General features: G+C 63.5%; 12 protein-coding genes. 4 read left to right on the forward strand and 8 right to left on the reverse strand.

Annotated elements, in window-relative coordinates; genetic code table 11:
* Positions 1–271 precede the first annotated feature (271 nt).
* Together ftsZ and ACWTU7_RS24400 are read right to left on the reverse strand one after the other, a co-directional pair.
* Positions 272–1279, reverse strand: coding sequence for a cell division protein FtsZ (gene ftsZ / locus ACWTU7_RS24395; protein ID WP_029348340.1), 1008 nt, complete (start codon positions 1277–1279; stop codon positions 272–274).
* 207 nt (positions 1280–1486) lie between these two features.
* On the reverse strand, positions 1487–2272 hold the full coding sequence (locus ACWTU7_RS24400; RefSeq protein ID WP_455840717.1) for an SDR family NAD(P)-dependent oxidoreductase: 786 nt from the start codon (positions 2270–2272) through the stop codon (positions 1487–1489).
* Between the two features lie 75 nt (positions 2273–2347).
* Here ACWTU7_RS24400 and uxuA point away from each other — a divergent pair, with 75 nt between their 5' ends.
* A complete protein-coding gene (gene uxuA / locus ACWTU7_RS24405) occupies positions 2348–3532 on the forward strand; it encodes a mannonate dehydratase (RefSeq protein ID WP_455840716.1) in 1185 nt (394 codons plus the stop codon).
* Between the two features lie 22 nt (positions 3533–3554).
* On the opposite strand, the gene ACWTU7_RS24410 is transcribed toward uxuA, so the two are convergent.
* The 6 genes from ACWTU7_RS24410 to ACWTU7_RS24435 form a co-directional block, all read right to left on the reverse strand.
* The gene (locus tag ACWTU7_RS24410; protein ID WP_455840715.1) at positions 3555–4448 is read right to left on the reverse strand and encodes a sugar phosphate isomerase/epimerase family protein; all 894 of its coding nucleotides are present in this window, start codon (positions 4446–4448) and stop codon (positions 3555–3557) included.
* Positions 4449–4569: 121 nt separating this feature from the next.
* Entirely contained in the window at positions 4570–5508 is a 939-nt protein-coding gene (locus ACWTU7_RS24415; protein WP_029348335.1) for an ABC transporter substrate-binding protein, read from the reverse strand.
* Between the two features lie 79 nt (positions 5509–5587).
* Positions 5588–6586 (reverse strand): ABC transporter permease subunit, encoded by a 999-nt coding sequence (locus tag ACWTU7_RS24420; protein WP_065009780.1) that lies wholly within the window; start codon positions 6584–6586, stop codon positions 5588–5590.
* Complete coding sequence (locus ACWTU7_RS24425; protein ID WP_128344886.1) at positions 6583–8127, reverse strand: sugar ABC transporter ATP-binding protein; 1545 nt, start codon at positions 8125–8127, stop codon at positions 6583–6585. Before ACWTU7_RS24425 ends, ACWTU7_RS24420 begins: the two co-directional genes overlap by 4 nt.
* Entirely contained in the window at positions 8124–9503 is a 1380-nt protein-coding gene (locus tag ACWTU7_RS24430; protein ID WP_455840714.1) for an FGGY-family carbohydrate kinase, read from the reverse strand. Before ACWTU7_RS24430 ends, ACWTU7_RS24425 begins: the two co-directional genes overlap by 4 nt.
* Positions 9500–10282, reverse strand: coding sequence for a DeoR/GlpR family DNA-binding transcription regulator (locus ACWTU7_RS24435; protein WP_455840713.1), 783 nt, complete (start codon positions 10280–10282; stop codon positions 9500–9502). The genes ACWTU7_RS24430 and ACWTU7_RS24435 overlap by 4 nt, the downstream gene beginning before the upstream one ends.
* A gap of 198 nt (positions 10283–10480) precedes the next feature.
* On the opposite strand from ACWTU7_RS24435, the gene ACWTU7_RS24440 reads away from it, so the two are divergent.
* The 3 genes from ACWTU7_RS24440 to ACWTU7_RS24450 are packed head-to-tail and all read left to right on the forward strand — an operon-like array spanning position 10481 to position 13678.
* On the forward strand, positions 10481–11524 hold the full coding sequence (locus ACWTU7_RS24440; RefSeq protein WP_095520315.1) for a class II aldolase/adducin family protein: 1044 nt from the start codon (positions 10481–10483) through the stop codon (positions 11522–11524).
* A 1-nt stretch (position 11525) separates the two neighbouring features.
* Positions 11526–12827 carry an FGGY-family carbohydrate kinase gene (locus ACWTU7_RS24445; RefSeq protein WP_455840712.1) on the forward strand — a complete coding sequence of 434 codons (1302 nt, stop codon included), beginning with the start codon at positions 11526–11528 and terminating at the stop codon, positions 12825–12827.
* A complete protein-coding gene (locus ACWTU7_RS24450) occupies positions 12824–13678 on the forward strand; it encodes a TIGR01459 family HAD-type hydrolase (protein WP_455840711.1) in 855 nt (284 codons plus the stop codon). Before ACWTU7_RS24445 ends, ACWTU7_RS24450 begins: the two co-directional genes overlap by 4 nt.
* Positions 13679–13717 lie beyond the last annotated feature (39 nt).

Consider the following 13717-nt stretch of genomic DNA (forward strand, 5'->3'; position numbering starts at 1 on the left):
CGCAACCAAATACCAAAACGGCCCGCCTCAGTGCGGGCCGTTTTGCGTTTGCGGCCTGCCGCGCTCGGTTTTTGATCCTCATCAGGGCCTGCAAGGGAGGCGAGCCGACACAGCTGGACAGAGAAAGAAAGTCAAGTCCTGTCCCGGCAACCAGTTTCGGCATAAACCCCCAGCAATCTCGAATGGTTGCTGGGGTTTTCTTTGATGCCGGCGTCACTTGTTCGCCGGACATTCCAATCGGCGCTGCCAGGCCATGAATTTCTTTTGGCGATCAATTCACACGGTTTTCCAACCCCGCCGTCAGCGGTATCTCGAGCCCGCGACGCAATCCCGTCGCGACGACCGACACCCTGAATTTTCCGGCGAGCGCCTTGTCGAAAATGGCGCCGACGATGATATCGGCGTCGGCGTCGACCTCCTCGCGGATGCGGGTGGCAGCTTCGTCGACTTCGAACAGCGTCATGTCAGTGCCACCCGATATCGAGACAAGGACGCCCTTGGCGCCCATCATCGACGCTTCGTCGAGAAGCGGGTTTGCGATCGCTGCTTCGGCCGCCTTCCTGGCGCGGTCCTCCCCGGTGGCTTCGCCGGTTCCCATCATCGCGCGACCCATATCGCGCATCACCGACTTCACATCGGCAAAGTCGAGATTGATCAGCCCTTCCTTGACGATGAGATCGGTGATACAGCCGACGCCGGCGTAGAGGACGCGATCCGCCATGGCGAACGCGTCCGCGAAGGTCGTCCTGGCATCGGCGATCCTGAAGAGGTTCTGGTTCGGGATGACGATGACGGTATCGGCGCTTTCGCGGAGCCGCTCGATGCCCTCATTGGCGGCATGCATTCGACGGTTCCCTTCGAAGACGAACGGCTTGGTCACGACGGCCACGGTCAGTATTCCCGCGTTGCGCGCGGCCTGCGCTATGACCGGTGCTGCACCAGTTCCGGTTCCGCCTCCCATGCCCGCGGTCACGAAACACATATGCGTTCCCGCAAGATGGTCCATGATTTCGTCGATCGATTCCACGGCCGCGGCATGGCCGACCTCGGGCAGGGATCCTGCACCAAGGCCTTCCGTGACGTGCGCTCCCAATTGGATCAGCCGCGTTGCCTTCGACATGGTGAGCGCCTGAGCATCGGTGTTGGCGACGATAAATTCGGTGCCCTGCAAGCCTTCAGCGATCATGTTGTTAATGGCGTTGCCGCCACCGCCGCCAACCCCGATGACGGATATTTTGGGCCTCATCTCCGAGATTGCCGGCCTCGTTGCAGTGTTCATTTGCCGTCTCTCCCATTGAATGCGCCAGCGCAGCGGTCGGTGGAAGGCTTGCCCCTGGCGCACTGCAAAGACTTTGGACAGTGAGCGAATCAGGACAGCCCAGCGTAACCAAGGGAATCAGACGGTTGAACCGGCTGCAAGTGCAGTATGCAAACTCGCGCATGTTAAGCGCCATTGGTTTGCCGGCCGAGACCGATCTTCTTGTTTCTACTTCACGCCGATGCCGGCCGTCAGGCCGCCATCGATCCTGTAGTCCGCACCGGTGCAGAACCCGGCTTTCGACGAACACAGAAAGGCGATGAGTTCCGCCACTTCCTCCGGCTCGCCGATGCGCCCGATGGGGTGGGCTTCGCCGAAGCGCCTGTAGGCGGCCTCGACATCAGCGTCGGTGCCATTCTCGCCGCGCGCCGCCTTTTCAAGGATCGGGGTGCGGATCGAGCCCGGGCTGACGGAATTGACGCGAATGCCGGAGCGCGCGTAGTCAAGCGCCAGAGAGCGCGTCAGGGTGTGGATGGCGCCCTTGGTCGTAGCATAGGCGGCGACGTTCTGCTGGCAGGCGAAGCCCTGCACCGACGCCACGTTGACGACGGCGCCGCCGCCTCTCTTCATCATCTCGGGAATACCGAAATGCGCGGTCAGGTAGATCGAGCCGACATTGACGGACATCGCCTGGTTCCAGGTGTCGAAATCGGTGCTAACAGCGGTTCCATATGGATGCACCGCCGCGGAATTGACGATGATATCGAGGCCGCCGAACCGCTCGACACCGGCCGCGACCGCATCGCGAACCTGATCCGGCACGGAGACGTCGACGGCCATGACCAGCGCCCCGGCGGCGGAGCTGTCCAGTTCCGCTGTCATCGCCGCGTTGGCCGCGCGGTCGATGCCGCAGGCGATGATCGCCGCGCCGCCCGCCGCAAGACGTCTGGCGGTTGCCAGGCCGATCCCGGTCGTCCCCGTGACCAGAGCGATCTTGCCGTCGAAATCCTTCATTGCGCAGACTCCTTTAATTTGACTTCCATTGTGGCCCAACAATACGGTTCTGTTTTATCGCAAAGGAAAGCCTCGATGGAACAATGCTGGCGCTGGTATGGCCCTGACGACCCGGTGACGCTCGATCATGTCAAGCAGGCCGGAGCCACGGGCGTCGTATCCGCCCTGCATAATATCTATGACGGCCGCGCCTGGCCTTTGGCGGATATCCTGGAGCGCAAACGGATCATCGAGGCCGAAGGGCTGACCTGGTCTGTCGTGGAGAGCATTCCCGTCCACAATTCGATCAAGATCGGCTCGGCGGAACGGGTTCGCTATGTTGGCTGGTACAAGGACACGATCCGTGCGCTGGCGAAAGCCGGCATAAAGACCATTTGCTACAACTTCATGCCTGTGGTCGACTGGACCCGCACCGACCTTGCCTATCGGCTTCCAACGACGGGCTACGCCCTGCGTTTCGACGCGATCGATTTTGCCGCATACGACCTGTTCGTCCTGAAGCGCAGGAATGCCGAGGCCAGCTACAGCGCGGCACGTATCGCAGAGGCGGAATTACGCTTCAAGGCGCTGAACGACGAGCAGATCGACAGGATCGAGCGCAATCTCATCGCTGGCCTGCCAGCAACCGAGCGCAGCTACAACCGTGAAAGCTTTCGCGAGGCATTGGCGGAATACGATTCGATCGGGCCGAAGGAGCTGCGCAACAATCTTGCCTGGTTTTTGCACGAGATCATTCCCGTGGCCGAGGAGGAGGGGGTGCGCATGTGCATCCATCCCGACGATCCACCATTCTCACTCTATGGCTTGCCACGGATCGTCTCGACCGCCGAGGACGCGCGTTTCATCCTCAGCGCAGTCGGCAGTCCGGCAAACGGCCTGACATTCTGCACCGGTTCCTACGGTACGCGCGCAGACAACGACATTGTCGGCATGGTCAAGGAATTCGCCGACCGGATCCATTTCGTCCATCTGCGCAATGTAACCATCGAGGATGACGGCTCCTTCTATGAAGCCGAGCATCTGGAGGGCGGCACTGACATGGCGCATGTCATCCTCGCTTTGATGCAGGAAGAGACGCGCCGCAGTAGGGAAGGTCGCGCCGACTGGCGGATTCCCATGCGTCCTGATCATGGCCATCTGCTCGCCGACGATATCGGCAAGACCAGGATCAACCCCGGCTACTCATTGATCGGCCGGCTGAAGGGCCTCGCCGAACTGCGCGGCATCATGCGCGCCGTGGAACGTTTTGATCTGGCCTGAGGATCGCAAACGGGAAATGGTGCTAAGGTCGATGGCTTGATGAAACAAGCTCGGCCTTGCGCCGTGCCGTCTCCAGCCCGATGGCTATGAAGCGGCGCGCATGCCGGGCCAGTTCCATATTGTCGGTCCACAGATTGCGCCAGATGGCGGTTTTCTTCGACAGGTTCTCGTCGACGATCTCCGATGAGAAGGATTCGAAGCTGAGGTCGTCGCTATAGCCGATCGCGGCCAGCGCATCGAAGATCGCGGCGAAGTCGATGTTGCCGGTGCCGAGGAAGCCGCGATGGCTCTCGCCGATATGGACATAGCCGATCTTCTTCGCGGCGTGGCGGATGGCCAGTCCGACATCGGCCTCCTCGATATTCATGTGGAAAGTGTCGAGATGCAGGAAGATGTTGTCGGAGCCGGTGTCCTCGATGAAGGCTAGCCCTTGTGCGGCGGTGTTGAGCAGATTGCTCTCGAAGCGGTTGACGATCTCGAGGTTGAGCGTGACGCCGGCGGCCTTGGCGGTTTCCGCGACCTTGGCGAGCGTGGCAGCACTGCGGTTCCATTGATCGCGCGTCGGCGCCTCAGTCTGCAATCCGTGGCTGGTGCTGAGGATGCCGGCGACCTTCCGGCCGCCGAGATCGCGGGTGAGCGCGATCGTACGTTTCAGGATTTCGACGCCGTGCGCCGCAATCGCCTTGTCGGCGCTTGAAATGTCGCCGTCGGCCGGCAGTCCGATGCTGATCGCCACGCCGAGATCGAGGTCGGCGATGCGCCTGGCCAGCCCGCCAATGTCAACATTGGCAGGGTCGAGATAGGAGAATTCGATCAGGTCAAAGCCGGCCTCTTTGGTGTTGGCCAGCGTCCGTTCGAGGTCGCCTTGCGCCGAGCTTGCCGACCAGACGAAAGAATGGATTCCAATGCGCGACATGATCGTCTCCTGCTGGTCGAGAGCATCGGACCCAAAAGTGGAAACCGGTTTTGGGAAAATCCGATGCTCAGACAAAAAAAGGTGCGGCCGGTCATCCCGGCCGCACCAGCCTTGGGAGGCCTTAGCGGGCTGCGGTCCAGCCCTTGTAGTCCTTCAAGTTCTCGGCTGTGATCAGCTGCGGGTCGAGTAGTACCGTCGCCTCGGCCGGCTTTTTGCCGGCGAGCACCTCAGCCGCCATCTGCAGCGACTGGCCAGCCATGACGTAAGGATCTTGCGAGGCCGAGGCCTTGATCATCGAGGTGCCGGAAGAGAGTTCCTTCTCGATATCGGGCGCGCCGTCGACCGCGGTGAAGATGAACTCCGAGCGGTTGAGCTGCTTGGCCGCAAGCTGGGCGCCGATCGCCGTCGGATCATTGATGGCGAACACCGCGTCGATCTTGTCGAAACGGGTCAGCAGCGATTGGAACACCTTCAGGCCGCCGTCGCGCGAGCCTTCGGCATTCTGGTCGTCGGAGAGGATCTTGATATCCGGGTGTTTCGCCAGCACGTCCTTGCAGCCCTTGACCCGCTCCAGGATCGACGACGATGCCGGGCCGTTCAGGATGACATAGTCACCCTTGCCGCCGGTATGGTCGACCAGATACTGGCAGGCCGCTTCACCGGCCTTGACGTTGTTGGTCATTACGGTGACGTCGGCGCCCGGCGCCGAAACATCGAAAGCGGCAACCACGATGCCCGCCGCCTGCGCCTTCTTCACCGCCGGTGCGATCGCCTTGGCATCGACGGCGTTGAGCATGATCACGTCGACGCCGGCGGCGATGAAGGAGTCGACCTGCGAGACCTGCTTGTTGAGGTCGTAGTCGGCCGACACCGACGTCACCTCGACATTAGGGTTGATCTTCTTGGCGGCGTCCTCGATGCCCTTGATGGTGGCGACGAAGAACGGGTTGCCGAGCAGGCCGACCGAGATGCCGACCTTGTTCAGATCCTTGGCCGAAGCCGGTGCGATGACGACGGCCGCAAGGGCAACGCCGCAGAGCAGTTTAGCGATAGTCTTCATTGTTTTCCTCCTGATGCCCCGCGCCTCTCACGGTGCGTTTACATGAAACCGGGTCGTTGACGCCGGCGACTAAGGTCAATCACGTTCTTGCTCCTGCCTGGAGCCTGTAGCGATCGAGGGCGACCGCCACGATGATGACCAATCCCTTGATGATGTACTGCCAGATGTCCGAAACACCGGCCAAGATGAGCCCGTTGGAGAGCACCGCGATGATCAGGCCGCCGATCAGCGTGCCCCAGATCGAACCGACGCCGCCGACAAAGCTGGTACCGCCGAGAATGACCGCGGCAATTGCGTCGAGCTCATAGGACTGCCCAAGCTGCAGCCCATTGGCCGCATAGAGCCGGGCCGCCGACATGGCGCCGCCAAGGCCGGCCAGAAGGCCGGAAACGCCATAGACGAAGAGCAGCACCAGCGGCACCTTGATGCCGGTGAGGCGCGCGGCTTCGGCATTGCCGCCGACGGCATAGATCCAGGTGCCGAGCACGGTGCGCTTGAGTACCAGCCAGGACAGCACCACGACCGACAGAGCGATGATGACCAGCCAGGGAATGCCGAACAGCGAACCGTTGCCGATGAAGTCGAACGGCAGGTCCGAGTTGAACACCGTGGTGTCCTGGCCGAGCAGGCGGGCGACGCCGCGCACGGCTGTCAGCGAACCCAGCGTGACGATGAAGGGCGGCAGCTTGATATAGGCGACGAGCAGCCCGTTGATGACGCCGAAGCCGAGGCCGACCAGAATGGCCGCCGGCACGCCGAGCATGCCCCACTCCGGCACCAGCGACACCATCACCGCCACCATCGCCGAGGCGGCAAGAATGGAGCCGACGGACAGGTCGATGCCGCCGGTCAGGATGACGAAGGTCATGCCGGCCGCGAGCACGATGTTGATCGACGACTGCTGCGTGACGATCAACAGGTTGGTCTCGGTGAGAAAGCGCGGGTTCATGAACTGGAAGCCGGCCGCCAGCAGGATCAGGACCGGCAGCATGCCAAGCGCGGCGAAGGCGGTGCGCAGCCGCCGGCTCCTGCCGACCGCCTGGTCACCCGCGCTGATCTCGGTTGCCTTGTCGGTCATCCCTTGGCCGCTCCCGTTGCAAGTTCCATGATTGCTTCCTGACTGAGCGGCTGGCCGGCGGATGCCATAACTTCGCCAGCGATAGTGCCGTCGCGCATCACCAGCACGCGATCGGCGACGCCGATCACCTCCGGCAGTTCGCTGGAGATCATCAGGATGGCGATGCCCTTCTTGGCGAGATCGTCGATCAGCCGGTAGATTTCGGACTTCGCCCCGACATCGACGCCGCGAGTCGGCTCGTCGAGGATGAGGACCCGCGGCTCGGTTTCGAGCAGACGGGCGAGCAGCACCTTCTGCTGGTTGCCGCCCGACAGCGAGCCGGCATTGGCCTGCACCGACCTGGTGCGGATGGAGAGGTCGGAAACGGCCTTGGCGGCGCGCCTTTCGGCCGTGGCGAAGTCGCGCAGGCCGCCGGCCTGCGCGTCCCTTGCGAGCACGCCCATGCTGATATTGTCGGAAATCGACATGTCGAGGAACAGACCGAGTTCCTTGCGGTCTTCGGTGAGATAGGCGATGCCGGCGTCCAGCGCCTCGCGCGGCGAGCCGATGGCTATCGGCTTGCCGTCGAGTTCCAGCGTGCCTGATGTGTGCCTGTCGGCACCGAAGATCAGCCGTGCGAGCTCGGTGCGGCCCGAGCCGACCAGGCCCGCCAGCGCCAAGACTTCGCCCTTGTGCAGGTCGAAGGAACAGTCCTTCAAAAGATTGCCGTCCGACATGCCCTGCACCGATAGCGCGATCGCGCGCTTGCTGTCCGGCGGGCGGTGATCCTTCTTGTAGAAGGCGGACAGATCACGGCCAACCATCATCGAAACGAGGCGCGAGGCGTTCAGATCGGCGCGGTCGAGCGTGCCGACAAAGCCGCTGTCGCGCAGCACGCTGACACGGTCAGCAAGTTGGTAGACCTCTTCCATCCGGTGGCTGATGTAGATGATGGCGATGCCCTGCGACTTCAGCGTCGCAATGACCTCGAACAACCTGTCCGTCTCGCGCGAGGTCAGCGAGGTGGTCGGCTCGTCCATGACGATGATGCGCGCGCTGGTCGACAGCGCGCGAGCGATCTCGACCAGCTGGCGTTCGCCGAGCGACAGGCTGGAGACCGAGTCCCGCGCCGAGAAAGAGACGCCGAGCCGTGCGATGATCTCGTTAGCGCGCCGATTGCACTGATCGCGGTCGACGATGCCGAACCGTCTCGGCTCGTTGCCGAGGAAGATGTTCTGCGCAACCGTCAGGTTGGGCGCCAGCGACAGCTCCTGATAGATGACCGCAATGCCGTTGGCGCGCGCCTTGATCGGGTCGCCGGTCGCAACCGGTGTGCCGTCGATCAGGATATCGCCGCCTGGATCCGGCCGATAGGCGCCGGACAGCACCTTCATCAGCGTCGACTTGCCGGCGCCGTTTTCGCCCATCAGCGCGTGCAGTTCGCCGGCGTGGACGGTCAGCGACACGTCCTGCAAGGCGCGGATCGGGCCGAACGTCTTGGAGATGTGCCGCATCTCCAGCATCGGCTGGCGCGCCGTCTCGATTTGGGCAGCGGCGGTCATCGTGCACCTCGCGCTGCAGTTTCAACGATGCCTCGATCGCCGGAGAGGCCGCGCCAGCTGTCGCGGTATCCAGCAAGACCAGCGAAGCCGGAGGCGCACACCGGCTCCGGCGCCTCGGCGGCAAATTCGCGTCCAACACTCTCGAAGGCAAGAGCCGCCGCTCCGGTGGCGCTGCCCTCCAGCGTGGCGCCCTGCATGAAGGGCTGGCCGGGGCGCAGTTGCGCCAGCAGGGCGGCGAGCACGCCGCCACTGTTCAGCCCGCCATCGACGATCACGGTATCGTTCGAATGGATCAGGTCGAGACCCAGATCGATCATCAGTGCGACATAGAGCAGTGCCACAGCCGCGCGCTCCTCCGCGTTGGGTGTGCGCCCGACCAATTCGCCGGGATGGCCAGGCATCGGCCCGCCCGGGGCGAAACTAGGCAGCGCCATGATGCCGGCGTCGATCACCTGCTGTACCGAGGAGCGGGCGATTGCGCCTTGCCAGCCGGCGCTGATTGTCGCGAATTCACGGCCGCCCATGAAACGGATGGTCGGCACCGGGCCAGCATCGACATCGACATTGACCAGCATGTCGCGGTCGCGGTCGAGCGCGTCGAGCGGGCAGTCCGGGTTGAGCACGACGACCCAGGTGCCGGTCGAGACGACAGTGACCGGCCCAAGCTCCTGCCGGCGATAGGCATGGAGCGCCGCATTGCTGTCATGGACACCGTTGTGGATGGCAATCGGCTGTGTTGCCCCGCCGAAGCGCCGCTCGCCGATGACAGCTCCGGCACGCTCAAAGGCGGGCATCTGGCCGCGCCAGCCCTCGGCGTCGACCAGCGGACTGAAATCGCGCTTGCGCGGCGCCCACAGATGCGAGTGACAGCCGAGATAGGACACTTCCGAGACCGCCCGGCCGCCAAAGCGCCAGCTCCAGTATTGCGGATAGCCGAGGATCGATTTCGCGGCATCGAACGCGCTGGGTTGCACCGCCTTCAGCCACAGCATGTGGCGACCATAGTTGAAGCCGAGCGGCAGGAGCGGCGAGAAAGTCTCGGGAAAATCCGGAATGCGGCGATCGATCTGCGCGGCGATCTCAGCAGGTGGCTCCTGCTCGTAGTCGAGAATAGGATGCGTCAGCGCCGCATTGTCGACCAAGGCAAAGGTGCAGCCATGGCCCGAAACCATCAATCCTTCCACACCATGATTGTCGACCGCTTCGCCGACGACGCGAGCCGCCCAATCGTGAAGCGCTGTCTCGTCGAGCACACTGAAGTCGCCTTTGCGCGTCCAGTTCGGCTGAGTCCGGCGCTCATCGAGAATCTGCCCGTCCTGACCAAAGACGAAGAGCTTCGAGTTGGTCTTGCCGAAGTCGAGGACGGCCACCTTCACTGCAGGGCTCCAGAGACAGAGGCGATCCGCACCATGACGCCGGCGTCTTCGAGCATGCGTGTGTCCGCATCGGACAGGCCGTCATCGGTCACCAGCGTGCCGATGCGGGACAGAGGCAGCGCGACGTTGCGCGCGTGGATCGACAGTTTGCGGCTGTCGGCCAGCACCACGATCTGGTCGGCGCATAGGCTGAGTTCGACGATGGAGCGGACCAGCAGCGGATGCGATTCCAGCACGCCCTCCGGGCCGATGCCTTGCGCGCCAAGAAAGAATTTCGACGCATAGAACGGCACGGCCTGGGTGAGCGAATGGATGATGCCAGGCTCGCGATGAAGCTCACCGCCGGCGATGGTTAGGCTGCAATGCCCGTGGTCGCTCAAATAGGCGATGAGCGGCATCGAGTTGGTGTAGAGCCGGATGTTGCGGTCGGCGAGCTTGGCACCGAGATGGAAACAGGTCGAACCGCCATGCACGATGACGGCGTCGCCATCGCGCACCATGGTCGCGGCGAGAGCCGCGATCTGCCGCTTGGCTTCGACTGCGAGATCGCGGTTCTCGTCATAGGGCCTGGCATAGGCGACGCCCGCCTGCGAGGCGCCATCGAGCGCCGAGATGCCGCCATAGACCTTTCGTGCTTCACCGGCCTCATCGATCTTGTCGATGTCGCGCCGCACAGTCGCTGCCGACACGCCGAGCCGCTCCTGCAGCTCGCGCACTGAGGCGAAGGGGCGATCCCGCAACAACTCGACAATCTGACGCTGGCGGCCGGAGTCGCTCAACGGATACCCTCCCGAATGCCATTTTGCCACGGCAATTGGTGCAACTTACTCAACACCGATCAGATTGCAAGCTCGATTTGACTAGATAAGATCACTATTGACGTAACTTACTCGCATCTGCGATACCAGCATCACTCGTTATCCCGGCAGCGGGATATCCAAAGCCGTGGCCACGCGGCCGTTTGTGAAGGAATTTCGATGGCAAACTATGCGGATGCGCAGGAATTGGCTGCTTTGCGGTCGCTTTCGGCCAGCATCGGGCGCGACCCGCATTTGACCCAGGCCGCGGGCGGCAACACTTCGCTGAAGGCTGGCGACACGCTCTGGATCAAGGCTTCCGGTACTTGGTTGAAGAATGCGCTCGCCGAAGACATTATGGTGCCCGTGGCGATCGCCCCACTGCTCAGGGCTGTCGAACAGCGCGACCCGGCCGCCGATAAGCCGCAGGGCTTCGCCATCGAGGCGCTCAACACACGCAGGCTGCGCCCCTCGATCGAGACCACGGTTCATGCCCTGATGCCGCAGCGCGTCGTCCTGCATGTCCACTGCGTCGACACTATTTCGCTTGCCGTGCAGGCCGACTGCGAGGCTCAAATCGCCAAGCGCCTCGATGGCCTCGAATGGGCGTATGTTCCCTATCGCCGGCCGGGCCTGCCGCTCGCCCAAGGCATTGCCGAGCGCCTTCGACCAGGGGTCGATATGCTGATCCTTGCCAATCACGGCCTGGTCGTCGCAGCCGAGACCGTTGCCGGCGCCGAAGCGCTGCTGCGCCGCGTCACAGGGCTGCTGGCGCGGCCGCCCCGCGAGGTGGCGGAGCCCAACCTTGCTGCACTGACGGCGCTCATCGGACGCACCGGTTACAGGTTGCCGGCGGATGTCGAAGCGCATGCGGCCGCGATCGATCCGGAAAGCTGCCGCATGGCGTCGGGGGGCAGCCTCTATCCCGATCACGTCATCTTTCTCGGCCAGGGTTCGGTCGTGGCGAGACCCGGCGAGGACGTGAAGCGTGTCACCGAACGGTGCGACAGTGCACCGGTGGCAATCCTGTTTCCCGGGCTTGGCGTGCTGATGCGCGGCGACGCGAGTGGCGGCGCCGACGCCATGCAACGCTGCCTTGCCGACGTGACGGCGCGGGTCGATGTCGCGGCGAAGCTGAACTATCTGACCGCCGCCGAGAACGACGAACTGATCAACTGGGACGCCGAGCAGTACCGCCAGAAACTCAATGCAGCCGGCAGCTGACATGGCGCGTTCGATGGGCCCGCTTTCGATCGGCCCCCTTTCGATCGGCATCGACATCGGCACATCAGGTGCGCGCGCCGTCGCCATGCGCCCGGACTTTTCGATTGCCGCGCGTTCCGCCGTCCCACTCGACAGATTTGGCCAGAACGCCCCCGACCCCTCAGTGTGGTGGTCAGCGGTCGGCGCGGCGCTGACCGAACTGCTTTCAGGCATCGATCGCGCCGCGGTCCGGTCGATTGCCGTCGACGGCACTTCGGGCACGCTGCTGCCGGTCGACGGCACCGGGCGGCCGCTCGCCGAACCGTTGATGTACAATGACAAGGTCGACGACGACGCTATTCTGGCCGTGATCGCGCGCGAGGCGCCGGCAGCGAGCGCAGCACTTGGGGCGACGTCCGGTCTCGCCAAGGCGCTCTGGTTCCAGCGACGGCCCGGCGTTGCCACGGTGCTGCATCAGGCCGACTGGATCGCGGGACAGTTCTCCGGCCGTTTCAATGTCAGCGACGAGAACAATGCCCTGAAAACCGGTTACGACGTCGAGGCCCGGCGCTGGCCGGACTGGATCGCGGCGACCGGCATGCGCATGGAACTCCTGCCTCGCGTCGTCAAGCCGGGCGACATCACGGGAACGCTCTCCGCGAGCGCCGCGGATTTGTTCGGCCTGGCGCGCGACGTCGCCGTGGTCGCCGGGACGACGGATGGCTGCGCGTCATTCCTGGCGACGGGCGCTGCGGCAGTTGGCGACGGCGTCACCGCGCTGGGGTCCTCGCTGACCATCAAGATCCTCTCCGACCGGCCGATCTCGGCGCCGCAGTTCGGCATCTATAGTCACCGGTTGGGAGATGCGTATCTGGCGGGTGGTGCGTCGAATTCGGGCGGCAAGGTGCTGGCGCAGCATTTTCCCCTCGCGCGCATCATCGAGTTGAGTGCGGCGATCGACCCTATGACGGAGACGGGCCTCGACTATTATCCACTTCCCGCGGTCGGCGAACGCTTCCCGGTAGCCGATCCTGCCCTGCCGCCGCGTCTGACGCCGCGGCCGGCGGACGACGCCGACTATCTGAAAGGAATGTTGGAGGGCATTGCCGAGATCGAGGCGCTCGGTTATCGCCGGCTTGCCGAGCTCGGCGCGCCTCGGCTGAACTCGGTCAGAAGTGTCGGCGGCGGTGCGGCAAACGCCGCCTGGACCGCGATCCGGCAGCGCAAGCTGGGCGTCGATTTTCTGCCGGCGCTTTCGGACGAGGCGGCCGCCGGCACGGCGCGGCTGGCGCTGATGGGCGCAATCGAAGCGGGGCTTTTGTGATCAAGAAGACAGTTGAACATGTCGATGGCATCGGAGCGCTGGTTGAGCGCTATCAGGTGTTCCTGCTCGATCAGTTCGGCGTGCTGCACGATGGTACAAACCCTTATCCGGGCGCCGTGGAGGCATTGTCGGCGCTGAAGCGCGCAGGCAGGACGATTGTGCTGGTCTCAAACTCGGGCAGGCGCGCGCCGCCCAACGAAGCCCGCTTGCTGAAGCTCGGCTTCCAACCAGGAAGCTGGGATCAATTTGTCTCCTCCGGCGAGATCGCGTGGCGGTCCTTTCACGAAATGGCGATATCTGGAACGCTGCGCCCAAACACAAAGTGCCTACTGATCAGCCGCGAGGGCGATCGCTCGGCGATTGAAGGCCTGCCTTTCGCGTTGACCGGTGACGGCGACGATGCCGAGCTGGTGCTGATCGCCGCCAGTGAGGGCGATCGCTATGACATCGATCACTATCGCAGACTTTTTGCACCGGCAGCAATGCGGCAGGTGCCGTGCTTCTGCACCAACCCCGACAAGATCATGCTGACCGCCGTGGGGCCTCGCTTTGGCGCCGGTCAGCTTGCGGATCTCTATGAGAGCCTCGGCGGCAGCGTCACCCGTATCGGCAAGCCCTATACCCCGATCTTCGAAGCCGCGCTGGCGCTGGTGGGCAACCCGGACCGAAGCAGCGTGGTCTGTGTCGGCGACAGCGTCGAACACGATGTCGCCGGCGGAATTGGCGCCGGCGTGGCGACTGCGCTGGTCCTGTCCGGAATATTGGCTGACACCGCTGACCTGGCCGAGCTTTTCGACGATCTGGATGCCTACCCCGATTACACCACGGATGTTTTTAAATTCGCTGACTGAGGCCGTCAGTTTTCCAGGGTTGGGCGCTGCCACGGCAAT

It is taken from the genome of Mesorhizobium sp. BHscii (genome assembly GCF_053848065.1).

What these genes read in the sequence shown, in the direction of transcription:
- ftsZ (WP_029348340.1), bottom strand. Translation starts at nt 1,279, where the DNA reads ATGAACACTGCAACGAGGCCGGCAATCTCGGAGATGAGGCCCAAAATA.
- ACWTU7_RS24400 (WP_455840717.1), bottom strand. Translation starts at nt 2,272, where the DNA reads ATGAAGGATTTCGACGGCAAGATCGCTCTGGTCACGGGGACGACCGGG.
- uxuA (WP_455840716.1), top strand. Translation starts at nt 2,348, where the DNA reads ATGGAACAATGCTGGCGCTGGTATGGCCCTGACGACCCGGTGACGCTC.
- ACWTU7_RS24410 (WP_455840715.1), bottom strand. Translation starts at nt 4,448, where the DNA reads ATGTCGCGCATTGGAATCCATTCTTTCGTCTGGTCGGCAAGCTCGGCG.
- ACWTU7_RS24415 (WP_029348335.1), bottom strand. Translation starts at nt 5,508, where the DNA reads ATGAAGACTATCGCTAAACTGCTCTGCGGCGTTGCCCTTGCGGCCGTC.
- ACWTU7_RS24420 (WP_065009780.1), bottom strand. Translation starts at nt 6,586, where the DNA reads ATGACCGACAAGGCAACCGAGATCAGCGCGGGTGACCAGGCGGTCGGC.
- ACWTU7_RS24425 (WP_128344886.1), bottom strand. Translation starts at nt 8,127, where the DNA reads ATGACCGCCGCTGCCCAAATCGAGACGGCGCGCCAGCCGATGCTGGAG.
- ACWTU7_RS24440 (WP_095520315.1), top strand. Translation starts at nt 10,481, where the DNA reads ATGGCAAACTATGCGGATGCGCAGGAATTGGCTGCTTTGCGGTCGCTT.
- ACWTU7_RS24445 (WP_455840712.1), top strand. Translation starts at nt 11,526, where the DNA reads ATGGCGCGTTCGATGGGCCCGCTTTCGATCGGCCCCCTTTCGATCGGC.